This is a genomic window from Mangrovibacter yixingensis (assembly GCF_020523985.1).
Classification (GTDB): Bacteria; Pseudomonadota; Gammaproteobacteria; order Enterobacterales; family Enterobacteriaceae; genus Mangrovibacter; species Mangrovibacter yixingensis.
On record NZ_JAIVKM010000001.1, the window covers coordinates 1,413,280 to 1,439,831 of the forward strand.

General features: G+C 51.3%; 25 protein-coding genes. 9 read left to right on the top strand and 16 right to left on the bottom strand.

Annotation, left to right across the window (positions count from 1 at the left end; all coding sequences use genetic code 11):
• Position 1 precedes the first annotated feature (1 nt).
• The 7 genes from LC084_RS06540 to LC084_RS06570 all read right to left on the bottom strand — a co-directional run bounded on the left by LC084_RS06540 (position 2) and on the right by LC084_RS06570 (position 6,462).
• Positions 2–961 (bottom strand): AEC family transporter, encoded by a 960-nt coding sequence (locus LC084_RS06540; protein ID WP_226570389.1) that lies wholly within the window; start codon positions 959–961, stop codon positions 2–4.
• A 108-nt stretch (positions 962–1,069) separates the two neighbouring features.
• Entirely contained in the window at positions 1,070–1,867 is a 798-nt protein-coding gene (gene mdcE, locus LC084_RS06545) for a biotin-independent malonate decarboxylase subunit gamma (protein ID WP_226570390.1), read from the bottom strand.
• Positions 1,868–2,701, bottom strand: coding sequence for a biotin-independent malonate decarboxylase subunit beta (locus LC084_RS06550; protein ID WP_226570391.1), 834 nt, complete (start codon positions 2,699–2,701; stop codon positions 1,868–1,870).
• The gene (gene mdcC, locus LC084_RS06555; protein ID WP_226570392.1) at positions 2,694–2,993 is read right to left on the bottom strand and encodes a malonate decarboxylase acyl carrier protein; all 300 of its coding nucleotides are present in this window, start codon (positions 2,991–2,993) and stop codon (positions 2,694–2,696) included. The genes LC084_RS06550 and mdcC overlap by 8 nt, the downstream gene beginning before the upstream one ends.
• A gap of 22 nt (positions 2,994–3,015) precedes the next feature.
• Entirely contained in the window at positions 3,016–3,867 is an 852-nt protein-coding gene (locus LC084_RS06560) for a triphosphoribosyl-dephospho-CoA synthase (protein WP_226570393.1), read from the bottom strand.
• The gene (gene mdcA, locus LC084_RS06565) at positions 3,867–5,522 is read right to left on the bottom strand and encodes a malonate decarboxylase subunit alpha (protein ID WP_226570394.1); all 1,656 of its coding nucleotides are present in this window, start codon (positions 5,520–5,522) and stop codon (positions 3,867–3,869) included. Before mdcA ends, LC084_RS06560 begins: the two co-directional genes overlap by 1 nt.
• A 235-nt stretch (positions 5,523–5,757) precedes the next feature.
• Positions 5,758–6,462 (bottom strand): DUF2461 domain-containing protein, encoded by a 705-nt coding sequence (locus LC084_RS06570; protein WP_226570395.1) that lies wholly within the window; start codon positions 6,460–6,462, stop codon positions 5,758–5,760.
• Between the two features lie 155 nt (positions 6,463–6,617).
• Here LC084_RS06570 and LC084_RS06575 point away from each other — a divergent pair, with 155 nt between their 5' ends.
• A complete protein-coding gene (locus LC084_RS06575) occupies positions 6,618–7,037 on the top strand; it encodes a GFA family protein (RefSeq protein WP_404808332.1) in 420 nt (139 codons plus the stop codon).
• 11 nt (positions 7,038–7,048) lie between these two features.
• On the opposite strand, the gene LC084_RS06580 is transcribed toward LC084_RS06575, so the two are convergent.
• Complete coding sequence (locus LC084_RS06580) at positions 7,049–8,560, bottom strand: MDR family MFS transporter (RefSeq protein WP_226570397.1); 1,512 nt, start codon at positions 8,558–8,560, stop codon at positions 7,049–7,051.
• A gap of 75 nt (positions 8,561–8,635) precedes the next feature.
• On the opposite strand from LC084_RS06580, the gene LC084_RS06585 reads away from it, so the two are divergent.
• Positions 8,636–9,283: a TetR/AcrR family transcriptional regulator gene (locus LC084_RS06585; protein ID WP_226570398.1), complete on the top strand. Its 648-nt coding sequence runs from the start codon at positions 8,636–8,638 to the stop codon at positions 9,281–9,283.
• A 6-nt stretch (positions 9,284–9,289) separates the two neighbouring features.
• On the opposite strand, the gene LC084_RS06590 is transcribed toward LC084_RS06585, so the two are convergent.
• Complete coding sequence (locus LC084_RS06590) at positions 9,290–10,039, bottom strand: IclR family transcriptional regulator (protein WP_226570399.1); 750 nt, start codon at positions 10,037–10,039, stop codon at positions 9,290–9,292.
• Positions 10,040–10,141: 102 nt separating this feature from the next.
• Between LC084_RS06590 and LC084_RS06595 the strand changes: the two genes are divergently transcribed.
• Positions 10,142–11,299 carry an MFS transporter gene (locus LC084_RS06595; protein WP_226570400.1) on the top strand — a complete coding sequence of 386 codons (1,158 nt, stop codon included), beginning with the start codon at positions 10,142–10,144 and terminating at the stop codon, positions 11,297–11,299.
• 202 nt (positions 11,300–11,501) lie between these two features.
• On the opposite strand, the gene LC084_RS06600 is transcribed toward LC084_RS06595, so the two are convergent.
• Both LC084_RS06600 and LC084_RS06605 read right to left on the bottom strand, forming a co-directional pair.
• A complete protein-coding gene (locus LC084_RS06600) occupies positions 11,502–13,064 on the bottom strand; it encodes a methyl-accepting chemotaxis protein (RefSeq protein WP_226570401.1) in 1,563 nt (520 codons plus the stop codon).
• A 180-nt stretch (positions 13,065–13,244) separates the two neighbouring features.
• Complete coding sequence (locus tag LC084_RS06605; protein WP_226570402.1) at positions 13,245–13,739, bottom strand: Lrp/AsnC family transcriptional regulator; 495 nt, start codon at positions 13,737–13,739, stop codon at positions 13,245–13,247.
• 119 nt (positions 13,740–13,858) lie between these two features.
• Here LC084_RS06605 and LC084_RS06610 point away from each other — a divergent pair, with 119 nt between their 5' ends.
• On the top strand, positions 13,859–14,272 hold the full coding sequence (locus LC084_RS06610; protein WP_226570403.1) for a DUF2000 domain-containing protein: 414 nt from the start codon (positions 13,859–13,861) through the stop codon (positions 14,270–14,272).
• A gap of 47 nt (positions 14,273–14,319) precedes the next feature.
• Here LC084_RS06610 and betA read toward each other — a convergent pair whose 3' ends face one another.
• The 3 genes from betA to betI are packed head-to-tail and all read right to left on the bottom strand — an operon-like array spanning position 14,320 to position 18,124.
• A complete protein-coding gene (betA, locus tag LC084_RS06615) occupies positions 14,320–16,029 on the bottom strand; it encodes a choline dehydrogenase (protein WP_226570404.1) in 1,710 nt (569 codons plus the stop codon).
• A 17-nt stretch (positions 16,030–16,046) separates the two neighbouring features.
• Entirely contained in the window at positions 16,047–17,519 is a 1,473-nt protein-coding gene (gene betB, locus LC084_RS06620; protein ID WP_226570405.1) for a betaine-aldehyde dehydrogenase, read from the bottom strand.
• A 14-nt stretch (positions 17,520–17,533) separates the two neighbouring features.
• Positions 17,534–18,124 (bottom strand): transcriptional regulator BetI, encoded by a 591-nt coding sequence (gene betI, locus LC084_RS06625; RefSeq protein ID WP_226570406.1) that lies wholly within the window; start codon positions 18,122–18,124, stop codon positions 17,534–17,536.
• Between the two features lie 273 nt (positions 18,125–18,397).
• On the opposite strand from betI, the gene LC084_RS06630 reads away from it, so the two are divergent.
• A complete protein-coding gene (locus LC084_RS06630) occupies positions 18,398–20,437 on the top strand; it encodes a choline transporter (protein ID WP_226570407.1) in 2,040 nt (679 codons plus the stop codon).
• A 105-nt stretch (positions 20,438–20,542) separates the two neighbouring features.
• Here LC084_RS06630 and pptA read toward each other — a convergent pair whose 3' ends face one another.
• Together pptA and LC084_RS06640 are read right to left on the bottom strand one after the other, a co-directional pair.
• The gene (gene pptA / locus LC084_RS06635; RefSeq protein ID WP_226571156.1) at positions 20,543–20,773 is read right to left on the bottom strand and encodes a tautomerase PptA; all 231 of its coding nucleotides are present in this window, start codon (positions 20,771–20,773) and stop codon (positions 20,543–20,545) included.
• A 145-nt stretch (positions 20,774–20,918) separates the two neighbouring features.
• Entirely contained in the window at positions 20,919–21,902 is a 984-nt protein-coding gene (locus LC084_RS06640; RefSeq protein ID WP_226570408.1) for an isopenicillin N synthase family dioxygenase, read from the bottom strand.
• Positions 21,903–22,460: 558 nt separating this feature from the next.
• Between LC084_RS06640 and LC084_RS06645 the strand changes: the two genes are divergently transcribed.
• Genes LC084_RS06645 through LC084_RS06660 form a run of 4 tightly spaced genes read left to right on the top strand, consistent with a single transcriptional unit; the run spans position 22,461 to position 26,502 of the window.
• Positions 22,461–23,438 carry an ABC transporter substrate-binding protein gene (locus tag LC084_RS06645; protein WP_404808333.1) on the top strand — a complete coding sequence of 326 codons (978 nt, stop codon included), beginning with the start codon at positions 22,461–22,463 and terminating at the stop codon, positions 23,436–23,438.
• A gap of 17 nt (positions 23,439–23,455) precedes the next feature.
• Positions 23,456–24,274 carry an ABC transporter ATP-binding protein gene (locus tag LC084_RS06650; RefSeq protein WP_404808334.1) on the top strand — a complete coding sequence of 273 codons (819 nt, stop codon included), beginning with the start codon at positions 23,456–23,458 and terminating at the stop codon, positions 24,272–24,274.
• The gene (locus LC084_RS06655) at positions 24,255–25,058 is read left to right on the top strand and encodes an ABC transporter permease (protein ID WP_404808335.1); all 804 of its coding nucleotides are present in this window, start codon (positions 24,255–24,257) and stop codon (positions 25,056–25,058) included. Before LC084_RS06650 ends, LC084_RS06655 begins: the two co-directional genes overlap by 20 nt.
• A 16-nt stretch (positions 25,059–25,074) precedes the next feature.
• The gene (locus LC084_RS06660) at positions 25,075–26,502 is read left to right on the top strand and encodes an amidohydrolase family protein (RefSeq protein ID WP_226570410.1); all 1,428 of its coding nucleotides are present in this window, start codon (positions 25,075–25,077) and stop codon (positions 26,500–26,502) included.
• Positions 26,503–26,552: the final 50 nt, after the last annotated feature.

Consider the following 26,552-nt stretch of genomic DNA (forward strand, 5'->3'; position numbering starts at 1 on the left):
GTTAAAGTCCTGAAGTCAGGGAAATAAACAATGGCAAAGACAGAATACACAGTACAGAGCTAATCAACAGGACTGCTTCTGCATCAGGTGACTGCACACCAAAACGGTTGCCGAAAACGACACCAAAGAACCCGGCAGACAGTGCAATCATCAGCACCCCGGTAATAGCGACTGAACCGTGTAAACCCAACGCCCAGACAATAGCAAACGCAATGATTGGTTGGATCAGGAGCTTGGTGATACTGGATATAATCACCATGCTGTTAATTTTCAGTTTACGGGCAGACAGAATCACTCCGGTCAGGAACAACGCAGCAGCGGTTGCAGATAACCCCAACGGTTTAATTGATGACAGCAGCAATTCCGGCATATGAATACCGATGGCGGAGAGGATTACCCCCAGTAACGGGCCCCATACAATAGGTTTTTTCACTGAGCGCCACATCAGAACTGGCAGCATCGCCATCGTTGAGCGGGTATTTTCCCCAGACTGGCGCGCTTTTTCACGTTCCAGAATCAACAGGCACAGCGGGGTCAACAGCACAGAACCGCAGGCAATGGAAACTGCAACGGATAAAGATGTTGACGGCCCTTCCCCCAATACACTTCCAAGGATTGGCAAACCAAGTGCCGCATAGTTTGGCAGTGCAACGGTCAGTGTCAGCACAGCAGCATCTTGCGGGCTTTTCTTAAACACCCCCACTGCCAGGAAATAGATAGCGGCATAAGTTACCCACATTGCCAGTACCAGAATAAGGATCAGTGGAGACTGCTTCACAATGCCGAGCCAGGGGGTTTGCACTGTCGCACTAAACAGTGCGGCAGGTAAGGCAAAATCCATTACAAAAATATTGAGCAGTGAGACATTCTTGTTATCGACCATCTTTGTTTTACCGGCCATAAATCCCAGCAGCATGATGACAAAGATGGGTGCAAGTGCATGCACAATTACATACGTCATAAATTCACCTGTAGTTATAACAATGAAGAGTTTGCGATGTTTTACAGACGAGCGGGGTTAATGGGCGCTAAGCGCCCATGCTCATCTGGCAGGTTTTTATGAGAATTTTTACCAGGCAGCTCGCAGATGTTTACGAACCAGTTTTGAGTGGCGGCGGTTTTCCGCACCCAGCCGGTTTTTCAGGGTGATGTCATTGCGGGCATCATTGACTGCCTGTGCCAGTGCCTGTGTTACCTGATTCAAATCATCGGCTGTCGGGGCATCCGGGTTAGCAATGTCGAGTAATGCACTGAGCAGGCCCAGTGTGCTGTAGTTTTTGATGTCGTAGGCCATAGGCGGAATGGTGGAGGCCAGTTTTTCCAGCGATTCGATGGTACGTAACGTAATACGCGCAGCAGAAGCTTTGCCCATGGCGTGAATCAGAACGTTGTCATCATTAAGAGCAATAAGCCGATTAGCCTGGTAACCGTGCGCCAGAAACGCACCAGACATCGCTTTACCAACAATTAACCCAACAATCGGGTGTCCGGCCAGCCGTGCTTTGGCGTAACCGCCAGCAGCACCGGCCAGAGCCTGGTGAATACCAAAAGCTTCTTCACGGCGGCCATAAGCCTGGCTTGGTACGTCAATCACCGCAATAATTGGGCGTTTAACGCTGTTTTCAGCATCTTCTTCAATTGTGCGGTTTAGCACTTTGGCCAGTGTCCAGCCTTCCAGCAGGCCAACTTCGCCACCTGCTGCTCGGGGGTAATGGTTATTAGCATCAGGTACGACAGCAATAAAACGTACTTGTTGCCCGTCGAGGGTAGCATCAGCAACCTGTACTGATGGGCATAACCCCGGCATACGTTGAACACCAAATGCCAGTTTATCCAGCCATACTGCAGCACGATTTTGTTGGCTCATTTATTTATCCTCCCCGGCAAAAAATGCAGTGATTTGCGCGGAATCGGCCTGTTTACTGGTATCGAAAGCGGTTAAACGGGCGAGAAACGCATCATAACGGTCGGAACGGTGAGTTGCGGGTACACCGTTGGCAAGGCATTGGTTAACAGCGGCTTTCATGGCATTCACGTTGTCATCAACCAGGCCATCAACCAGCCCACTACGAGAGCGAACTTCGCCACCGGTCATGCTCCAGATAAACGGGCGGTCACGGGAGTCGTACTCTTCAATACCGGCTTCCTGCTCAATAACCTGTGGGCCATTAAGCCCAAGGCGGGCTTCGCGGGTGACCAGCAAATAACTGCATAACCCAGCAGCAATAGACATCCCACCAAAACACCCTACCGTACCAGCAATAATGCCAACAACTGGCTGGTAACGGCGCAGGTCAACAATCGCCGCATGAATATCAGCAATTGCCGCCAGGCCAAGGTTAGCTTCTTGCAGACGTACCCCACCCGTTTCCAGGCACAATACGGCTTGGGTCGGAATACCGTTGCGGTTATCTTCTGCCGCTAACTCCAGGGCTGCCGCCATTTTGGCACCAGAAACTTCGCCCATACTACCGCCCTGGAAAGCGCCTTCTACAGCAATCACGACAGAGGGCTTCCCCTGAATGGTGCCTTTGGCGATAACCATGCCATCATCACTTTGGGGAACAATTCCTTGCGGCCCAAGCCAGGGGGAAATCAACCCATCAAATGGCCCGAGTAATTCACGGTAACTGCCGTCATCCAGTAATGCTTTGGCCCGGTCTCTGGCTCTTAGCTCAATAAAGCTTTTAAACTCACGCATGATTCACCTCTTCAAATACTTGTTCGATGCGAATACGAGCCACACCTGGCGTTGCGCCGAAATCATGGATCTGCATTTTGCCTGCGGGTAATTGCCCCAGTGAACGAATACGTTCAAACAGCGCCTGCCAGCGTGCCTGGGAATTATCCACTGAAGTGGTGATTGCGATTTCCAGTGTTTGTCCTGCAGTGGACTCAAATAACACTTCCATATCGCCTGACCCCACAACGCCTGCCAGTGCTTTGCCACTGACAATGCGGGAGGCCGGAAAAGACAATGAAATCTGTTCCATAACAACCTCTTAAAAATTACGTTTACAATGCCGGCAATGCGACACGGTCAATAAATAGAGTGGCGGCCAGTAAGTCGGCGGCACCACCTGGCGATGCATTGAGCCTGAGCATAGTCTGGTCGAGGTCAGCAAGTTGCTGCTTGCCAGCGTGGCTGGCACATCCGCCAGCTTTCAGAACCGCCCCGGCACCTTGTTGCATCGCTTCAAGACCAACCATTCCGGCACGAGATAACACGCAGGTATCACTCAGCGTGGTCATGATGGACATCAGCGCATCCAACATCGCGTGCTGCTCGCTGGCCCCTTGGGCGCGGCTGTGCAATAAAGCAGGCAGCCCCCGTTTCATCACATGAGGAAAACCCTGAGCGGCCTCTTCCCGTGCACCAGGTACCTGGTAACGGTGGCTGGCCCGCAGCCCCTTACTGAACACCGTTGGTGCGGCGTGGTCTGGTAACTGAGCCAGGTGTGCTGCCTGCTCACTTATCGCACTGGCGGTGGCATTGCCGGACAACATGGCACAACTGCTTACCATCAGCCCAAGTGCCCAAATTGCGCCACGGTGTGTATTTACGCCGTTGGTCGCCGCCATCATGTTCTGCTCACCTTCTCGCCCAAGACGGCCTATTAATTGGCGTAATGCGACATCTGCCGGTCTGCGCCAGCACTGTTGTGCCAGCGCGAAGAATGTCGGGGTCAGGCTGTGTGCAGAGCGCTCCATCAGACTGAGTGATAAATCGCTGTGCGCGCCATTTCCCCGGCTGTCCACAAGACCAGGCTTCGGGCTAAGGCGGGCTTCGTCAATCAGGCAGCGGGTTGCTGTCTGTGCCAGACGTTGCGCAACAGCATCAGCACTGCTCTGTGGCTGTAGTTTCATTACCAGCTCCGGAATTTTGCTGGTGGGTTATACAAACCGCCTGACCATTCAACCAGGTCAGCAACACTGCCTGCGGCCAGTAAAGAACGGGTTGCATCGGTGCGGCGAATACCCATGTCTTCTGGGAATCGTACTTTTCCGCTGCGGCGTAATGCCTCAACCCGGCTGGCATCAACACCCAAACCGATATCGGTTATCCCGGCTACCGCGGCAACCATGGCACGGCGCTCTTCGAGGCTTTCGGCCTGATAGAGATAGGCAATGCCCTCTTCGGTCAGCACGTGGGTCACGTCATCGCCATAAATCATGACTGGAGCCAGCGGCATACCAGAGGTTTTAGCAACTTCAACCGCATCCAGTTTTTCAACAAACGTCGGTTTAACGCCTGCCTGGAAGGTTTCTACCATCTGCACGACCAGTTTGCGGCCACGCTGCATCGGATCGGGTTCGTTGATCATGGCAAGCCAGGCGGGAGTAGCATGGCGGCGGCCATGAGGGTCATGCCCCATATTCGGTGCACCACCGAAACCTGCCAGACGGCCGCGGGTTACCGTGGATGAGTTGGCCAGACCGTCAACCTGCAGAGTGGAACCAATAAACATATCAACGGCGTACTGCCCGGCTAACTGACAAAAAGCACGGTTGGAGCGCATGGAGCCATCAGCGCCAGTAAAGAACACATCAGGGCGGGCTGCGATATAGTCTTCCATGCCCAATTCACCACCAAAGCAGTGCACACTTTCCACCCAACCACTTTCAATCGCAGGAATTAATGTGGGATGCGGGTTGAGCGTCCAGTGTTTACAAATTTTGCCTTTCAGCCCCAATTGTTCACCGTAAGTGGGTAACAACAGTTCAATAGCAGCGGTGTTAAAGCCAATGCCGTGATTGAGTGACTGTACCTGGTGTTCGGCATAGATTCCCTTGATTGCCATCATGGCCATCAGGATATGTTCTTGCTTAATAAGACGCGGGTCGCGGGTGAACAGCGGTTCAATAAAGAAGGGTTTATCAGCGACAACGATATAATCAATCCAGGAGCCAGGAATATCGACACGCGGTAAATCGCACTCGTCATCAACCAGTTCATTCACCTGGGCAATAACTATACCGTCATGGAATGCGGCCGCTTCGACAAGAGCCGGAGTGTCTTCGGTGCTTGGCCCTGTATACAGGTTGCCTTTGCGGTCGGCTTTATAGCCAGCGATAAGCGCGACATTGGGCGCCAGGTCAACGTATAAACGTGAATAAAGTTCGATATAGGTATGGATGGCACCAATTTCCAGCAACCCATCTTCCAGCAACTGGGAGATACGTAAACTTTGCGTACCGGAAAATGAGAAGTCGAGCTTGCGGGCAATACCTTTTTCAAACAGATCCAAATGCTCGCTGCGGCCCACACTTGGCATGATCATATGTAAATCATGAACTTTCTGTGGGTTTACCTCAGCCAGCATCCGGGAAAGGAAGTCTGCCTGTTTTTGGTTATTACCTTCAAGAACGACCCGGTCACCCGGTGCCACTAATTTTTCCATCATTGAGACAAGTTCCCCAGTGGGGATAACTTTGCCCTGCACGCCTGTTGCGGCCATACGCTGTTGCTTATTGGTACGGCGCTGGTTCCAGACGCGGGTTGGCGTTTGCCCAGACAACATTATAACCTCCTGATTAAGCTAATCATTTTGATTTGCCTGCTGTGAGATTAAGTCTGCGCCGTTAAACCATTAGCATCAATAAAGTAACGAGTGAAATCATTACTCTGAGAGTAATGATTAATTCTCTCTTTTTTGATCTGAACGTGGTTTTTTCTGATTTTGGAGCAAAGGGAAGCGAAATAAATGGGGAAAACGCCAGCGGCCAGAACAATACTGTAGCAGTTGGCGCTAACGTTTAGTTAAGTGTAGTGCGGCGTTTTTGTGCTTCGACTTCCATCAGGAAGTGGTACAAGGGGGCCAGCCGTTCAAACCCTGCCTGTAATAAACCGGGTAGCTTGTCATCAAACAGGGTTTCCATTTCTTTTCCATCATAAATCAGTGCAAATGATTTACGGTTATACCAGTCTGCCAATGCCTGTGGCTCTTTCAGTAACGGGCGCTTATAAGATTCACCTTCCAGGCTGAAGTCAGAAAGTAAAGGCTGCGTGATGGACAGAAAATGATCACGGTTATCCAACATCTTTTCCCGGAACAAATTCATGGTTTCGCGCGATGCACTGTAATACCCCAACCCATAACGCCACCAATCTGGGCCAAACTCAAAGAAATACGTGGGCGCATCGGTCCAGTTTTTACTGCTGCGTTTGAATGTCAGCCACAGGTTGCTGCGGTACAGGGATTTATCACGGGAAAAACGGGTGTCGCGGTGAATACGTGACAGTGTTTTACCAATTGCCGGGCGGGTTTCAAATTGGTCGTCAATTTGCAGCATCGGTAGCGCAAGCTCACTGACCAGCGAGCGGAAAGGCTTCACCAGCAGGTTGTCATAAATTGAACGGTTTTCGTCGAACCACTCTTTGCTGTTGTTCTGCCGGACATCGTGCAAAAACAGTAGTCCTTGTGGGTCAAACCCGGTGAACAGGGGGAGTTGAGTTACCATGCTTTCTCCTTGCTTATGTGGCAACAGTGTACGCCCAATCGTGTTCCTGCTCATCTGTTCGTTGCAGGTAAATTGTATTGCTAGCCACAAGCGTGATTGTAATGTGTGGCATACAATGTGATGGCAAAGATGCCCACACGCCAGAGGAACAGACAATGCAGAAAATAGTAAAAGCCCGGTGCCACTGTGGCGCTGTTCAGTTTACCGTTGAATTGAGTGATGGTTTCAATACCGCCCGGCGGTGCAATTGTTCATTTTGCCGGATGCGTGGCGCTGTGGCCGTGTCTGCAGAACTGTCTGGTATCACAGTGACTAAAGGCAAAGACAAACTGACCGAATACCGCTTTAACACTGGTGAAGCCGCACACTATTTTTGCTCTGTCTGCGGCATTTATACCTTTCACCAGCGCAGATCCAATCCCCAGCAATATGGCGTTAATGTTGCCTGTATTGAAGGTGTATCCCCTTTTGATTTCTCACCTGTTGCAGTTCTGGACGGGGTTAACCACCCGCGGGATGGTGCCAGCAGCGGTGTAGTTGGCTGGTTAACATTCGCGCCGGAAAATAAGCCCTGACAAACAACCTGTTATTGCGCACTGCGTTTTAACGGTGTTTCGCGCAAAAACCAGGACAGCGCAAAAGCAATAACCATAATACAAGCCGCCATCAAAAACGCGGCATGAATGGCGTTGCCAAAGGCTGCAAGGTAGTGGTCATGAACCATTGCCGGGAGCTGTTGTGCTGCCAGCGGGTTCATTTTTTCTGGCAAGACTGTGCCAGTGGGCAATGAATCAACCAGGCGCGATTGTAAAACGTGGCTGAATACTGCACCAAACACCGCGACCCCAATTGAACCGCCAATCGAGCGGAACAGAGTAACACTTGAAGTGGCAACCCCATATTCCCCCGGCGCTGCATTGTTCTGTACTGCCAGAACCAGTACCTGCATCACCATCCCTAAGCCCATTCCCAGGATACTGGTAAACAGATACAGCTTAGCAATTGAGTCTGCGGGGGTTATCGTGGTCAGCAGCATCATGCCACAGACTGCCAAAAACGTACCGGCAATGGGGAACAAGCGGTATCTTCCGGTGCGGCTGATAATTCTGCCACTGATAATGGAAGTCAGTAACAACCCGCCCATTAGCGGGAGTAGTTGCATTCCTGCTTGTGTTGGGCTGGCATTTTTAACCACCTGCAGATAAAGCGGCAGGAAAGTAATCGAACCAAACAGTGACATACCAAAAATAAAGCTCATCAGGCTGCATAATAAAAATGTCCGGCCACGGAACAGGCGCAGTGGAATAATCGGTTCCCAGGCCAGCCCCTCCTCATAAATAAAGCCAATAACCCCAATAATCCCGAATGCCAGAATGCACCAAAGTTGCGGGTCGCTCCATGCACGAACGGCGCCCCCTTCTGTGGTAAACAACGTGATACAGACTAATGCCAGAGTGAGATAAATAGCGCCCAGCCAGTCAATCTGGTGGCGGTTACGTTGGCCTGAACCATTAAATACGGTAGTAATAATCACTAATGCCAGTAACCCAAGCGGTACATTAATGTAGAAGATCCAGCGCCAGGACATATGCTCAACAATAAAACCACCCATCATCGGGCCAATAACAGTGGCTAAACCAAATACCGCGCCAAACAACCCCTGATAGCGCCCCCGCTCTGCCGGAGGAATCACATCTGCCACTGCAGCCATGCTGATAACCATTAACCCGCCACCACCCAAACCCTGCAAGGCTCGCATCAGGACCAACTGGGTCATATTTTGAACCACACCGCATAACACTGAGCCCACCAGGAACAACACAATCGCTATTTGCAGCACCCGCTTGCGGCCAAAAACATCACCAAATTTGCCATAAAGTGGCACCGCCACTGTCGAAGTGAGAATATACGCGGTAACAACCCAGGATAGCTGGTTCAATCCCCCCAGTTCACCAACAATGGTGGGCAGCGCAGTGGATACAATGGTTTGATCGAGTGCTGACAACAGCATAACCAGCATTAAGGCACTGAACAGCAAACGTAATGATGACACCAGTGGCTGTGGTGAGAGAGAATTGTTGACCGTTTCAGTCGGCATGACGCACCTGTTAGTAATTAATTAAATACACAATTAATATTAGGCTGATTGATATTCTGGTCAAGGGAGAGGTAAATGACTACCGCACAAAAAGCGACTTCACCACGTAAGCCTGGGCGCCCGCGAGGTGGGAAAAGTAACACGGCGAACCGTGAGCAATTGCTGGATATTGCACTGAATTTGTTTGCCCGTCAGGGTGTTGCACCCACGTCGTTGAACGGAATAGCCAGAGAAGCCGGGGTAACTCCGGCAATGATGCATTACTATTTTCATTCCCGTGAGCAGTTGCTGGATGCCATTGTCCAGGAGCGGTTTATGCCCATCAGGGAGCGTATGACGGCACATTTCACGGCCCATGCAGACAACCCGGTCCAGGCCTTCTCTTCCATGGTGCGTGAACTGGTAAACCAGTCGGCACAACACCAGTGGTTTGCCCCATTGTGGCTACAGGAAATCTCCGGTGAAATTCCCGTGTTGCGGGCGCATATGGCAGCCAGTGCGAGCGATGACAAATATCAGGCACTGATGGCAAAAATAAAAGCCTGGCAGGATGCCGGAAAGCTGAATGCCGCCCTCGCCCCTGAGCTACTGATTACCTCTGTATTATCTCTGGTGCTGGTGCCTGTGGCGCGTATGCAACATGATGAACGCTTCAGGCACCTGGATTCTGATGTGGTGCTCACACATGCGTTGGCAATACTGAACTGTGGTATTGGGGGTTAACCCCGCTTACCTGGGCTGGTACAACGAACTTTCTATCTCAGCCTGAGTTTTACGTAATTCTGCCAATAACAGCATTTTGTTCCGATGAAAGCGTAATGCGGGAACCGCTATGGAAACCGCATATATTCCACTGATGCCGGTATTAATTGTAAATGCCAGCCCGCATACACCCTCGGCGTGTTCTTCGTTATCTGTGGCGAACCCTTGCTCACGGATTCGCGCTATTTCCCCCAGCAGTTCCGCTTTATCGGCTACTGTACAGGGAGTGTTGGTAGCCAGAGTTTCAGGAAGCAGCGAAGCCAGTACGGTGTCACCCATTGCCGCCAGCATCGCTTTGCCGTGGGCTGTACAGTGAACAGGAAATGCAGTGCCAGGGGCCGAGACAACGCGTAATTCTCTGTCAGAGGCATACTGGTCAACCAGCACAGCGTGCAGGCCACGAGAAACGCTGACATCAACGGTTTCCCGGGTTCTCCTGCCCAGCGCAACCACCGCGGGCCGGGCAACAGTAACGAAATCGGTATGCGCTGCGCTTGCCAGAGACAGCAGTGCCGGCCCAAGGCGCACCCCTTCTTTTGCGTTAATTACCAGTTGCTGCTCTTCAAGCGTTGCCACCATGCGGTGGACGGTAGAGCGAGGTAACCCACAAGAACGTGATAACGCCGTGATATTCATACCGGTCATCGACTGGCTGATGATTTTTAAAATCGTTGCTGCTCTGGCAATAACCTGTTTACTCGTTTTTTCCGTTTCCATCCGTCCTCCTGCCTGCGTGGCGCGGCATTTATGGTATGATAACCATTATATGGATTATGTGTCCACACAGTGGTTATTTGGTGAGAGTAAAGAGGTTTACCGATGCCAAAAATTTCATTTTTAGGCGGCCTGACATTATTGATGGTTGCCTGCCTGACCATTATGGTCGGTTGCGTTATTGTTCCGGGCTTACCTGCGATTGCACAACAATTGCAGGTTGCCAACGCTTCTGGCTGGCTGGTCACACTGCCTGCTTTGGGGGTTGTATTGTTTGGCCCGTTAACAGGAAAAATGACCGAGAAAATCGGTTTGCACCGCACGCTGTGCTGGGGGTTGCTTCTCTACGGTTTTCTGGGGGCTGGCGGTGCATTTTTGCGGGGCTACCTGCCTTTATTCTTTGACCGCCTGTTGCTCGGTGGCGCAACGGCCATGGTGATGACATCAGGAACAGGGTTAATCTCGCAGTTTTATCAAGGCAGCCTGCGCCTGAAGATGATTGCACTGCAAGGAATGTCAATTGAGCTTGGTGGGGTAATTTTTTTATTTATTGGCGGTTTGTTGGCGGGAATATACTGGGCCAGCCCTTTTGGGCTCTATCTGTTTGCCTGGTTCCTGTTAGGTCTGGTGTTGTTCTGTGTGCCGCGTGCAACAGCTGAGTTTGCGCCTGCGGCGGGTACGACGACTCATTTTCGTACATCTGGGGCAATCCGGCTAACGTTGTTTGCTGCCCTTGCCTCTATGATTATCTTTTTTACGGCGGTGATATTACTCCCACTCTATTTTTCCCATCAGGCAATCAGTTCATCGCAAACCGGGATGTTCTTATCTTTTATTTCACTGGTCGCAGTGTGTGCTGCAGCACTCATGCCGCGGGTAAGCCAGAAGATTTCAGAGCCGCGAACGCTGGCACTGGCCTTTGCCTGCTATGGGCTGGGATTAGGAATTTTCAGTGTTGCGCCTGGCATCATGTGGATGCTGCCCGGTGCCGTCGCGATGGGGTTTGGTTTCGGGCTGTCTATACCCTTGGTTAACCATTTGATTGTGATATTGAGCCCGGTCCCGTTACGAGGGCGCTACCTGGCCCGGCTATCCATGGCTATTTTCTCGGGGCAGTTTATGGCGTCTTTTATGAGTTACCTTCCAGGTAGCTTACCCACTATTTTTGCCATGGTTGCTCTGTTGGCACTGGTTGTAGGTCTCTGCCTGTTGGTAACACAGTCGCCCTGGAAAAAGAGTATACTGGCACGGCCCAGCCGTTGAGTGACATACCCCGGCTTCACGCCGGGTTCAGATTGATGAAAAAGAAGGGAAAAACGTGGTTTTCCCTTCTTTTTAGTTAGCAGACGAAAATCAATAAATTGATTTTCCGGGTTTTTTATTGGGTGACATCCTCTCTTTCTGTGCGGACATGAGGTTTGTCATCAGACTCAACCCGGCTTCACGCCGGGTTAAACACCACAAGTTAATAGTCCTGCGCGGTATCCAGGCGGAAGAAACGCACTTCCTCATGCAGTGAATCCGCTTGCTCTGACAACGACTGCGCAGCCACAGCAACCTGTTCAACCAGTGCGGAGTTCTGCTGGGTCACCAGGTCCATTTGTTCAACTGCCCGCCCAATTTCACTAATACCTGTATTTTGCTCATCACTGGCCAGAGAAATATCGCCAACAATAGCAGTAACCCGGTTCACCGAGGTTTTGATGTCTTCCATCGCTTTACTGGCCTGTGCTGCCTGCAATGAGCCCTGGTTAATTTTATCGACAGTATCATCAATGAGTTTTTTGATGTCCTGAGCCGCATCAGCGGTTTTCTTCGCCAGTACCCGTACTTCATTAGCCACTACAGTAAAGCCTTTCCCCTGGGTTCCCGCCCTGGCGGCTTCTACTCCGGCGTTCAACGCCAGCAGGTTAGTCTGGAAAGCAATACTTTCGATGACCGCAATAATATTGACTATCTCTTTGGAACTGTTGGAAATATTCTGTATTTGCCCAATCATATTCTCAACAATGTGCGAACTTTCCACCGAGGCATCTGATGTACGCTGAGCCAACTGGCTGGCAGTTTTCGCGTTATCAGTGTTTTCTTTAACGGTTTGAGTAATACGCGTCATATTAGTGGATGTTTCCAGTAATGAAGCCGCCTGCTCTTCCGTGCGTTGTGCAAGGTTGGTGTTACCCTGGGCAATTTCTGTCGATGCCTGAGAAATACTGTTACTGCCAACCATAATATTGCTGATAGTCAGTTTCAGCTTTTCTTTCATGGTATCCAGCGATGCCAGCAGGCTGGTGCTGTCTTTTGCCTTCAGAGTAATGGGTACGGTTAAATCGCCATCGGCGATTCGGCGCATTATTCCCATAGCATAAGCTGGTTCACCGCCCAATTGTGTGGAGAGGTTACGGGTAAGTATGGTGGCAATAACCCCGGAAACCAGTAAAGCCAGTGCCCCCAGCGCCAACAACATTTTCACGGCAAAACTGTAACTCTCGGCCGCCTGTTCTGATGACCGTTCACCCGTGGCAATTTCCTGATCGACCAGTTGCGCCAGGTCTTTCATTAATTGTGTCCGGTATTTCGCTGAGTTCTGCCCGCTTATCTGGCTGGCCCCGGCAATGTCTTCTTTATCTAACGCCGCCAGTACCAACTGGTTTGCATCGGCAAAAGCCGAGAAATTATCCACCACGTTTTGTGCCAGCGCTGACTTACTGATGTCAGTTTTAAGGGCAATGTAACTCCGCTCGGCAGTGAGGAAATTGTTAATAGCTTGCGCCAGTTCTTCGCGGTGCCCATTACGCTCTTTGAGCGTTTTGGATGCAATCATTTGAACTTGTTGTAAGCGTAATTCCGAAAGAATACCGCGCATTTGCAGGGTATAGCGAATACCCGGCACCCGCTCATTACGGAAATCAACAATGCGCTGGTTATTACTATTGAGCTGGTATACAGAGACGGCGCCAACAACCGCCATAAGTACCAAAATAAGTGAAAAACTGAGGACTATTTTATAAAAAAAGGTAAGTTTTTTCATTTATTGCAGCCTGGATAAAATTAAGGGTCAGTGCTGCTATATAACGACTCAATTCAGTAAAACTTTATGGTTTTAATTGGCGCTGATTTTATGTAACTATTTGATATATACTATGTTAATGAATTTACGTTTTAGCTGAAACGTTTTTTGTTGATCTGGGTCACTAAAAAACGCATCTAATCACGGCCAACGACATCCATCACCAACGGGCAACCCACTAAGTGGCTTAATCTCTTTAAGCACAAATGAGGTTTCCATCGCTTTTATCCCAGGCAGGCGGCGAATAACTTTCATGGCAAAGTCTGAATAGTCATCCAGGTCTCGAGCTACAACCTGTAATAAAAAATCTGCACCACCACCGATGGCGTAGCATGCAATCACCTGAGGTAACTCACACACCGCCTGCTCAAAATTGACTGCCTGTTGTTCACTGTGGCTGTCAATATTAACCCGGACAAAGGCCAGAATTCCCAGCCCTGTTTTTTTACGGTCCAGCACCGCCCGGTAACCGGCAATCACCCCGGCTTCTTCAAGCTGGCGTATTCGCCGCCAGCAAGGGGTGGCAGACATACCACACTGCTCAGCCAGTTGCTGGTTAGTGAGCCGGGCATCTTGCTGTAATAGCATCAGTAACTGAATATCTTTCTTGTGCAAGGAAACGGACAGATTTTCCATAAACTCTAATTTTCCGGAAAAATAATTCCTTTTATAAGCAATAACACGCAAATTGAGAAACCTTTTTTCACTGTAACAGTGCCAGACTATTGGCTGAAAACACAGGGGAGGAAAACAGGATGGATGATTTTGCGCTTGCCGTGGTTGTTAACCCGGCATTACCTGCCGGGTTGCTGGCAAATACCGTTGGAACACTGGCAACGGGCCTGGGAGCCAGGTTCCCTGCTCTTTCCGCCGGGCAAGTCTGTGACCAGGCTGGTTTATGGTTTGATACCAGCAGCCGTTTGCCAATGCCAGTTTTACAGGCCGACACCGCAACACTGCAACTTTTGTTGCAGCGCTGCCAAACGCGTCACAGCCGCAGCGCAATGGTGGTGTACCCCTCTTTTGCCCGGGAGATTCAACAGATAGATACTTACCTGGCAGAGGTTGCCCGGCGGGATTTGAGCGCAGAACCGCTGGATGGTATCGCATTATGCGGGCCACGTAAGTGGGTTCGATCTTTGACAGGGGCGCTCAAATTATTGCGCTGAACGGGCACCAACGAATCTGGCCCCTGATGGGGCCAGAAATGCAGAGATTATTCTTGCGTCACGGTACTTTTATTTGCGATATCACGCAGCGGTGCTTTACGCACTGGCGCATCACCTGCCACGTAATAATCCGCATCTGATGGCGGCAGTGCTTCGCGGCCACGAATCATGTCGGCAATTTTTTCACCAATCATAATCGTGGTCGCATTGAGGTTACCGGTGACAATTTGCGGCATTACTGATGCATCCACTACTCGCAAACCGGTTAAGCCATGGACACGTCCTTCACCATCTACCACTGAGAATTCATCGCTCCCCATTTTACATGTGCCACAAGGGTGAAATGCTGTTTCCGCGTGTTCACGTACAAACGCATCCAGCTCTTCGTCACTTTGGCATTGGGGGCCGGGGCTGATTTCTTCTCCACGGAACTTATCCAGCGCAGGTTGCTGCATAATTTCCCGTGTCAGGCGAATGGCGGCACGGAATTCTTCCCAATCTTGCTCACAGGACATGTAATTAAACAGAATGCCTGGTGCTTCACGTGGATCTGTTGAGCGCAGTTTTACCCGCCCCCGGCTTGGCGAGCGCATTGAACCGACATGGCACTGGAAGCCGTGCTTCTGTATAGCATTTGAGCCGTTGTAATTAATGGCAACAGGCAAAAAGTGGTACTGAATATTTGGCCATTCAAAACGGGAATCAGACCGAATAAATCCCCCGGCTTCAAACTGGTTGCTGGCCCCAACACCGGTGCCTTTGAATAACCACTCCGCACCGATTGCAGGCTGGTTCCACCACTGTAACGCAGGCCATAAGGAAACCGGTTCTTTACACTCATACTGAAGGTACATTTCAAGGTGGTCCTGAAGATTAGCACCGACACCGGGTAATTCGTGCACCAGCGGGATCCCCAGTTCTTGTAACCAGTCGGCACGGCCAACACCCGAACGTTGTAAAATTTGCGGTGAAGCGATGGCACCTGCGGATAGCAACACTTCGCGTGCGGCGTCTGCTCTGACGGGGATATTGCTGTCGCCTTCCAGGTACTCAACCGCTACCGCTTGTTTACCTTCAAAAATAATGCGGTCGGTTAAAGCATGGGTGACAATGGTCAGGTTTGCGCGCTGTTTTGCCTGGTCCAGATAACCACGGGCAGTACTGGCGCGGCGCCCTTGTGGGGTTACAGTCCGGTCCATGGGCCCAAAACCTTCCTGCTGGTAGCCATTCAGGTCTTCAGTACGTGGGTAACCTGCCTGAACTCCTGCCTCAATCATGGCGTTAAATAGCGGGTTATTGCCCGTTTTCGGCGTAGTCACGCTAACCGGCCCTTCTCCGCCGTGCCATGGGTTGGCACCAATATCACGGCTTTCAGCTTTACGGTAATACGGCAGGCAATGGCGGTAATCCCAGGCTTTCAGCGCCGGGTCTTGTGCCCAGTTATCCAGGTCGAGAGCATTACCGCGGATGTAACACATGCCATTAATCAGTGATGAGCCACCCAGGCCTTTACCCCGCCCGCACTCCATGCGCCGGTTATTCATATGTGGCTCAGGTTCGGTTTCATAGGCCCAGTTATAACGCCGCCCCTGCAGTGGAAATGCCAGTGCAGCAGGCATCTGGGTGCGAAAATCTATGCGGTGATCCGGCCCGCCAGCTTCCAGCAATAAGACCGTGGTTTGCGGGTCTTCCGTTAACCGCGCGGCCAGCACATTTCCTGCGGACCCGGCGCCGATAATGATGTAATCATATTTCATTCGTCGCTCCTCAGGGTTTAAAACAAAGAACTGAAATCGCCCAGTTCAACCTGGACAGACTTTAACTGGGTATAGTGCTCAAGTGTCGCCAGGCCGTTTTCCCTGCCAATACCCGATTGCTTGTAACCACCCACGGGCATTTGTGCAGGCGATTCACCCCAGGTGTTGATCCAACAGATCCCGGCATCCAACTGGTGGATGATGCGGTGCGCACGGCGTAGATCATGGCTGACAACGCCTGCAGCAAGGCCATACTGTGTGTCATTGGCTCGTGAAATAACTTCGTCTTCGTCTTCCCAAGACAGGATGCTCATCACCGGGCCGAAAATCTCTTCACGGACAATGGTCATATCATCACGGCAATCCGTGAAGACTGTGGGTTCAACCCAGGCACCGGAAGCAAAGGCTTCCCCTTGAGGTGCGCCACCGCCACATAACACGCGCGCCCCTTCTGCTTTGCCTTTCGCGATATAATTCATTACCCGGTCACGGTGCGGAAAACTCACCAGTGGGCCAAAGTTGGTTTCCGGGGCGAGTGGGTCACCGGCACGGATGCGGGCAACTCGCTCACAAATGGCTGCTTCAAACGCAGTCTTCATGGTTGCAGGAACAAATACACGGGTGCCATTGGTGCAGACCTGGCCTGAACTGAAAAAGTTCGCCATCATTGCGATGTCGGCAGCCATCTCAATGGGTGCGTCTTCACAGATAATAAGCGGTGATTTACCACCCAATTCCATGGTGACATCTTTAAGCGATGATGCTGCAGCACTCGCCATAACGTTTTTCCCGGTAGGGACACCACCTGTAAAGGATATTTTAGCGATTCCAGGGTGGGTGGTCAGGCACTGCCCGGTTTGTGGCCCGATACCAGGCAACACATTAAATACCCCATCAGGCAAACCGGCTTCGGTGTAGATTTCCGCCAGTTTAAGTGCGGTAAGTGGAGTAACTTCGCTGGGTTTAAAGATCATGGCGTTACCGGCTGCAAGCGCGGGTGCAGATTTCCATAACGCAATCTGAATGGGGTAGTTCCATGCACCAATACCGGCAACCACACCCAGTGGTTCACGGCGAGTGTAAACAAAAGCACTTTCGCGCAGCGGGATCTGCTGCCCTTCCAGCGCAGGGACCAGACCCGCGTAGTACTCCAGTACATCGGCACCGGTGACAATATCCACGGTACTGGTTTCACTGTACGCTTTCCCGGTATCCAGAGTTTCCAGATGCGCCAGTTCGTCGTTGCGTTCGCGCAATATTGCTACGGCTTTTTGCAGGATACGCCCACGTTCTATCGCTGTCATTGCGGCCCAGATTTTCTGGCCACGGGCGGCAGATTCGACCGCTTTGTCCACATCCGCCTGCCCGGCGGCATGAACCTGAGCCAGCACTTTGCCGTTGGCCGGGTTGATGGTCTCAAAGGTGGTACCTGCCACACTCGGGACATAGCGCCCGTCGATGTAGAGTTGTTGTTCACCCAATGGGGACATGTGTTTCTCCTGTGTTAATCGGTGCCAGACAATGCGTTGTCGATATAAACCATGGCGATTGCCATAGATTGCACCCGGTTAAAAGGTTTGCCACTTAGTGAGGCACGTAACCATAGCCCGTCAATCAGCGCACTTAACCCGTAACCTGCAACCCTTGCCTGCGGTTGTGGCATCACTTTACGAAATTCTGCAACCAGGGTTGAAAGCAACCGACGGCTACTGATGGTCTGTAAGCGGTGCAACATTGGGTGGTGCATACTTGCCGCCCAAAATGCCAGCCAGGCCTTCATCGCGGCAGATGTGGTTTGGCCTTCATCAAAATTACCCTCAACAATGGCATTCAGGCGGGCATGGACATCGGACGGGTCCACCTGGCGCAAACGCCCTACCACAGCATCGCGCAGATGCGTTGTGATATCGCGCATGGTTGCCTCCAGCAGACCGTTCTTATCACGAAAGTAGTGGCTGATTATTCCTGTGGAGACACCCGCGCGTGAAGCTATCTGCGCAATGGTTGCATCATGCAAACCCACCTCGTTTATGGCGCTGAGCGTGGCATCAATCAGTTGTCTGCGCCGGATTGGCTGCATCCCCACTTTTGGCATTCTTACGGCCTCATTCATCAATATTTGTTATCTATTTAATCTTTTTTTAATTGAACGTTCAATAAAAAATGTGTATTAATTGTTACATGTGATGATTGCTATGGTTAAGGAAATGAGCGTTTATTGATGTAAACAACTCGAACGAATGATTTAAAATCATTGATTTATGATTAAAACAGGCAAGGATTCGGCCTGAATAAAACTCAACAAACGGATATTTGTCACCTGCGCTGCTCTTAAGGGCGGTCACCATTACTTAAACAGAGGTAATTGATGACGACACCGAATGCATCTCCCGCCAGGGAAAAAAACAAACTCAACCCCGTGGTCTTTTGGTTTTCCGCCGGGCTGATTTTGTTATTTTCATTCTGTACTATCCTGTTCCGGGATTTTTCCGCGACCGTAATTGGCCGCACACTAAGCTGGGTTTCTGCAACCTTCGGCTGGTACTACTTACTGGCTGCCACGTTATATATCGTTTTTGTCGTATTTCTCGCCTGCTCCCGCTATGGCGACATCAAGCTCGGGCCTGAACACTCGCGGCCGGAATTCAGCCTGCTGAGTTGGGCTGCAATGTTGTTTGCTGCGGGGATAGGCATTGATTTGATGTTCTTCTCTGTTGCAGAGCCTGTCACCCAGTATATGTCCCCACCGGAAGGTGCCGGGCAAACTGTTGAGGCCGCACGCCAGTCAATGGTATGGACCCTGTTCCATTACGGCCTGACTGGTTGGGCAATGTATGCACTGATGGGCATTGCTCTGGCTTATTTCAGTTACCGCTATAAGTTACCTCTCGCAATTCGCTCAGCGCTTTACCCCATTTTTGGCAAGCGTATCAATGGGCCAATTGGACACACAGTGGATATCGCGGCAGTAATTGGTACGATTTTTGGTATTGCCACCACGTTGGGGATTGGCGTTGTTCAGCTTAACTATGGGCTGAATGTGCTGTTTGATATTCCCGATTCCATGGGCGCGAAAATTGGTTTAATTGCGTTTTCCGTGCTGGTCGCCACTATTTCCGTAACCTCAGGGGTTAATAAAGGCATTCGTCTGTTATCGGAACTCAATGTACTGATGGCGCTGGGCCTGATTCTGTTCATGCTGTTTGCCGGTAACACTGAGTTCCTGCTGAATGCACTGGTACTGAATGTTGGGGATTACATTAACCGCTTTATGGGAATGACCCTGAACAGCTTCGCATTTAACCGACCAACCGAGTGGATGAACAACTGGACGCTGTTTTTCTGGGCATGGTGGGTTGCCTGGTCACCGTTTGTTGGGCTGTTTCTTGCGCGAATTTCCCGTGGGCGCACCATTCGCCAGTTTGTGCTGGGTACGCTTATCATTCCGTTCACCTTCACCCTGCTGTGGTTGTCTGTGTTCGGTAACAGCGCCCTGTATGCCATCATGCAGGGTGATGCCGGTTTCGCAACCGAAGCAATGGCCCACCCGGAACGTGGTTTTTACGGGTTGTTGGCGCAATACCCTGGTTTCACTTTCAGTGCGTCTATTGCCACAATTACCGGCCTGTTGTTCTACGTTACATCGGCGGATTCTGGTGCGTTGGTACTGAGTAACTTCACCGCCAAACTAAAAGATATCAACAGTGATGCACCGAACTGGTTACGCATTTTCTGGTCTTTGGCAATTGGTGTACTCACTATCGGTATGCTGATGACTAATGGCATACCGGCCTTGCAGAACACCACTGTGATCATGGGGTTACCCTTCAGCTTTGTCATGTTCTTTGTGATTGCCGGGTTGTATAAGTCACTCAAGATTGAAGATTACCGCCGGGCCAGTGCTTCAATGGACTTAGCCTCTGTTCCTGAAGCGCAAGGGCGACTGAGTTGGAAAAAACGCATCTCGCGCCTGATGAACTACCCAGGACAAGGTTATACCGAAAAAATGCTGGAAACTATTTGCCAACCAGCAATGGAAGAAGTTGCCAGCGAACTGGCTAACAGTGGCGCAGAAGTGGAATGGAAACGTGTGCCAAATATGCAGGATGCATCGGAACCTGGCTTCCTGTCTCTGCGTGTTGGGCTGGGCGATGACTCTGACTTTATCTATCAAATTCACCCGCAGCGCTACGCTATTCCGGGTTTTACTTACCGGGCACAAAGCGGTAAATCCACCTACTTCCGGCTGGAGACCTTCCTGCGTGAGGGTAGCCAGGGGAATGATTTGATGGGCTATAGCAAAGAACAGGTCATCACGGATATTCTCGATCAGTATGAGCGTCACCTGAACTTTATTCACCTCAACCGTGAGGCACCTGGCAATACTATCGTGTTCCCTGCTGCCTGAGAATCGGTCTGGTGACTGACTACTGACCCACTGCTGCACGCCTGTGCAGCAGTGTTTTTGCATAAAAAAAGCGCCTTACGGCGCCTGTTACTCATTCCCTGCAAATTAGAGTTCATACCCTGGTTTCTTAGCAAGGTTATCCATTTCAGGCGCTATTTCGCGGTCGTACACCTGTGTTTTCCAATGTTCGGGGGAGATATAACCCAGCGCCACCGACACAGTGTGCTCTGCAGCCTGCAAATGTTTTTGTAAGACCTGGCTGATGTCATCGGCCAGGGCTTTTTTTTGCTCTTCGGTTAACTCGCGTGGATAACACTTAATATCAACATGGGGCATATCACCACTCTCCGGTAAAATTGACAAGTTCGCAAGATAACGCGTATTTGCCACATGTTCACGCAAAAATCCCCACTTTTATTCAGGATTGTGTAAGCAGGAATAACCGGCGTGATAACACCGGTTATGTGCGCAAAAATGGGCGTCAGTATTTCCCGGAGAAATTCGCGCTGACGCGCTGAGCCAGGTAGTCTTTGGCGCTAACTGGCGGGTATTTCCCCAAAGGCCCCTGAATGACCACATCTTCATTGGCCTGGCAGAAAAAGGCCAGGCTATAGCGTGGGCCATTATATTCACCTGCTCTGGGGTTACGTACCCGGTGGAAATTAGATGGCAGCAGATCATCACTCCAGCGCATTAACATATCGCCAATGTTACAGGTGATCACATCGTCGTACGGTTCAATGGGTGTCCACGCCTGGCTCTGGTGCTCTTTGCCGGGGCAAACCTGTAAACCACCCTGCCCGGCGCGCTGGAATAACAGTGTCAGGCAGTCAAAATCGGTGTGAGCGCCAGCGCGCCAGGATTGTGTGTTAAGTGGTACCGGGTAATAGTGCAGCATGCGTAACGTGCTCTGGTAGCCAGGGCTTGCCGGGTCATGTGCCGTGGTGAAAAAATCCTCGCTGAATCCGAGTTTCAGAGCAAAGCAAGAAAGTACCTGCATACCCAGCGCCCAGCACTGCTGCTCAAATGCCAGTGTCTCCTGTTGAAACCCAGGTAATACCTCCTCTTCCGGCCACAGGCCGGCCATGCGAGGCCGGGTTAATTGCCAGGACTCTTTCTGGTCTGGCGTACCTGTCGAAGGGCGTATTTGAGCTTTGCTTTCCCAGCCTGCATTACGGTTTAGTGGGTAACGTGCTTTGGTTTCCTGAGGAAGGGCAAAAAATTGCTCAGCACGCTCAAATGCGGACTGAATATTCTCAAGGGGAATACCGTGGTTTTTTAGCTGAAAAAAGCCAATATCTGTGGCGGCAGCCCAAATCTCGTCGGCAATCTTTGTTTTACGCCCGGCAAAGTCTTGCATGTCAATGACACGGACTTCACGCTGAGCTTCCAGGCCTGGTGCGCCCATAGTGGCTTCTTTATTCAGTTCATCCAGTGAATAAGAAGCGGTGACAGGTTGATTCATGGTTCACCCTCTTTAAAAGACAGGGGTGGCCCGGTGTTTTGGGCCACAACTCAGTAAACACCACTGATTGTGGTGCACATTGAGCAATGACCCACCGGTAAAGACAGGTAACCGGCTGAACGCTTCTACTCATAAGTATTTCAGCAAAAGCCATGCCAGCATTCCTGTTTGCTCTATCATATTAAAATTATTCATTTTTTATTACTGAGATGTCGCTAGTTACTGCGTGGCGCGCACAATATCAGTGCGTTGGTGCAACTTTTGTTTCACGATAGTGCACAATAAAGTAACTTGATGTTTACATTTCCGCATCTTTATTGGGGAGCGACTAGTGAAAGATTGATTTTTTATATTTATATCAATGCATTAGTTATTTCAGGCTTGAACTGGCACTGCCTTTGCAATAGCACATTCAGAGTATAAGCGGTTAGTGCGGCCAGCCCGCATGGGACATTGCTCTGCAACGTTAGCGGTTCCTCATCAGGAGCCACGCGTATTGCAATGAGCATACCGCACCCCTGATGAGGCGTTACTTGTCCATTACTCTTTGGGGGTTTTATGTCGTTTAACTTCAGATGCCATCCCGTCGCCACTTCCCTGCTGTTTGCAGCAATGTTTACCCATTTCGCCCACGCCAATGACAAGCTGGTTCTGCAAACCACCTGGGTTGCCCAGGCTGAGCAAGGTGGCTATTACCAGGCGGTGGCTACCGGAATTTATAAAAAATATGGTCTGGATGTTGATGTGCGTGCCGGTGGGCCGCAACTGAATAATATGACTTTACTGCTCGCCAAACGTGCCGATGTCATTGTGAGCTATGATTTGCAGGTACTCAAAGGCATTGAACAGCATTTCCCCCTGAAAGCCATTGCTGCCCCCTTCCAGTTTGACCCGCAAGGTTTACTGACCCACGGTAATGTTAAAAATCTTGATGACTTAACAGGAAAAACTATTCTGGTTTCTGCCAGTGGGCAAGCCAGTTGGTGGCCGTGGCTGAAAACGAAGTATCACCTGAAAGACAGCCAGGTTCGCCCTTATACCTTTAATATGCAGCCTTTTCTGGCCGACAAAAACACGGCGCAACAAGCTTATGCCACTTCGGAAGTGCAACAGGCAAAACAAGCCCAGCCTGACAGTGAATTCTGGCTGTTTGCTAAATACGGCTACCCGGCATATGGCGGCATTCTGGTTACCCGCAATGATTTACTGGCCGAGAAACCCGATGTCCTCAAACGCTTTGTTGAGGCTTCTATGGAAGGCTGGAAAAGTTACCTGAAAAATCCGGCACCAGGTAATGCATTAATTAAAAAAGAGAACCCACAAATGACGGATGCCGTGCTGGCGTTCGGCATCACCCAAATGAAGAAACTGCAACTTATTGAAGGGGGCGATGCCACAACCGGCGGTGTGGGTGTGATGACCGACAAACGCTGGGAAGCTACCCGCAATTTCATGGTCGATGCCGGGCTGCTGAATTCAGCGACAGACTGGAAAGCCGCTTATACCACACAATTTTATCCTAAAACCGCCATGTAATGGGGGACGGAGGCGATATGAGCAGCGTCTTATCTTTTGATTCTGAGCCATTACCAATGGCAACGCCTGGCTCGCGCTTTCTGATGGCGCGTGGAGTTGAAAAGCGTTACCCCAATGGCACTCTTGCCCTGGAGCGGTTAAATCTGGATATCGCTCAGGGTGAAATCGTTTCGTTGCTTGGCCCTTCGGGGTGCGGCAAAAGTACCCTGTTAAAAATGTTTGCCGGGCTGGAAAGCCCTACCGCCGGTCAGGTGCGCTGGAATGGTAAGGCAGAACGGGACGAGCACAGCCGTATGGGCATGGTATTTCAGGAAGCGACGCTGATGCCGTGGGCAACCGTTGCCGACAATGTGCGCCTGCCGCTGGATCTGCGCCGCGAAAACAAAAAACAGGCTAACCTGCGCGTGTTACAGGCGCTGGAGACTGTAGGGTTAAGTACCTTTGCCCATTCCAGGCCAAAAGAGCTTTCTGGCGGGATGCAAATGCGGGTTTCCCTGGCAAGAGCCCTGGTGACCAACCCCTCATTATTGTTAATGGATGAACCTTTTGGTGCGCTGGATGAATTCACTCGCCAGCGGCTTGATAGCGAGATTCGCACTCTGTGGGCGTCCCGTAACCTCACCGTGGTGTTTGTTACACACAGTATTTATGAAGCGGTTTACCTTTCTTCGCGCGTTATTGTAATGGGAGCACGGCCAGGCCGAGTGGTTGCCGATATCACCATCGACGGCCCACAAAACAGGGATTCAGGGTTTCGGACTTCAGAACGTTTTATTCGCCAGTGCGCATTATTATCGGCGCAACTGGAACAGGCCAGTGGAGGTCAGCATGACTAAGCCGTTGTTCGATAACCCAGCCATGCGCCGTGCAGTGTGGCCGGTGTTACTGGGCCTGGTGGTAATCGGTGCCTGGGAGGTGTGTTTCCGCCAGTTCGCTGTGCCTGTGTGGCTGGCACCAAAACCGAGCGATATTGCTATTGTGCTTTGCCAACAGTGGCCTGCTCTTCTGGGGAGCTTTTGGGTCACGCTGAAAGTTACCTTGCTGGCTTTTATGCTGGCAGTGTGTATTGGTACAGCCGTGGCGTTTTTATTTGTGCAAAGCCGGGTAATTGAATCCTGCCTGATGCCCTGGGCAATTCTGTTTCAGGTTACACCTGTAGTTGCTATTGCACCGCTGGTAATAATCTGGATCCACAACACCACGCTGGCACTGGTGGTGTGTGCAATGCTGGTTGCTGTCTTTCCGGTATTAACCAACACCACCCTGGGGTTACGCAGTGTCAGCCCGGGGCTGGTTAACCTGTTTCGTATCAACCAGGCGACCCGCTGGCAGGAACTGATGCGCCTGCGCCTGCCTGCGGCACTGCCACATTTTTTCAGTGGGTTACGTGTTGCCTCTGGGCTGGCTTTAATTGGCGCGGTGGTCGCTGAGTTTGTTGCCGGTACGGGGGGCACAGGTGCGGGGCTTGCCTGGCAAATCCTGCAGGCCGGGTTCCAGCTCAACCTGCCCTTGATGTTCGCCGCTCTGTTTTTAATTACCTGCACTGGTCTGGGGTTGTTCTGCCTGATGTCATTGCTCAGCCATTACTTCCTGCGTCACTGGCATGAAAGCGCACAATAAACCACAAGGAGTTGAGATGACCCGTTTACTGATTAAACACTGCCACACTATTATGACGGGCCTGGCTGGTGACCAGGCCCGTCATCGTGGGCACGATATTCTGGTTGAAGACGGCACCATAACAGCTATTGGTGACCTGGATACTCCTGCCAACACCCCAGTTTTGGATGCCCAGGGCTGTATTGCCTACCCTGGCTGGGTTAACACCCATCATCATTTGTTCCAGTCGCTACTTAAAGGTGAAGCCGGCGGGCTCAACCAAAGCCTTGGTGCATGGCTCGCTGCGACACCTTACCGTTACCGGGCTGCGTTCGATGAACAGACGTTTCGTATTGCCGCCCGTGTCGGTCTGGTTGAGTTATTGCGTTCCGGGTGCACTACGGTGGCCGATCACCACTATCTGTACTGGCCCGGTATGCCCTTTGACAGCGCCGATATTCTGTTTGAAGAAGCCAGTGCATTAGGGATCCGTTTTGTGTTATGCCGGGGCGGAGCCACACAAACTCGTGGTCTTGAGGAGAATTTACCTCAGGCGTTGCGCCCGGAAAAATTTGATAGCTGGATGGCTGACATGCAGCGGCTTACCAGCCGTTATCACCAGGCAAGCGATACAGCCATGCGCCAGGTGGTCATGGCCCCAACCAGCTCGCTGCACTCCACTACCCCGGAACAATTGCGCGAATGTGCAGATCTTGCTCGCCGCTGTGGAATTCGCTTGCACAGCCACCTGTCTGAAACGGTGGATTACCTTGATGCCGCCCGGAGTAAGTTCGCCATGACGCCGGTTGAATTTTGTGCGGAATATGGCTGGACCGGCCCGGATGTCTGGTTCGCGCATCTGGTGAAGTTGTTGCCGGAAGAAATTGCCCTGTTGGGGGCAACGGGTACCGGTATTGCACATTGCCCGCAAAGTAATGGGCGTCTTGGCAGTGGCATTGCCGATATTATTGGCCTTGAGCAGGCTGGTGTGAAAATTTCGCTGGGCGTGGACGGTGCCGGTTCGAACGAAGCGGCAGATATGATTAGTGAAACCCATGCAGCCTGGTTAATGCAGCGCGCACGCAAAGGAATGCTGGCAACCCCGCGCTATGATGGCGGCCAGTGGGAAGGTGGCGGTGACGCAGCAACAGTTGAAGACGTTATCCGCTGGGGAACATCGGGGGGAGCGGCTGTACTGGGGCTCAATGGCACTGGTTCACTGGCACCGGGTATGGCGGCAGATATCGCGTTGTACCAACTGGATGACCCCCGTTACTTTGGGCTGCATGACCCGGCAATTGCGCCCGTTGCCAGTGGTGGGCGGCCATCTTTGCGGGCATTACTGTGCGCTGGCCGGGTGATTATGGAAAACGACACGCTTGCGGGTGTTGACCTGGCCCAACTGGGGCGTGACGCCGCCAGTGCAGTGCTACAGCTACAAACCCGAGCCGGGCTGCGCCGCTAATTCACAATTACACAGCCTATATTAACTGTCCGGCAATGCTCAGCAACAAT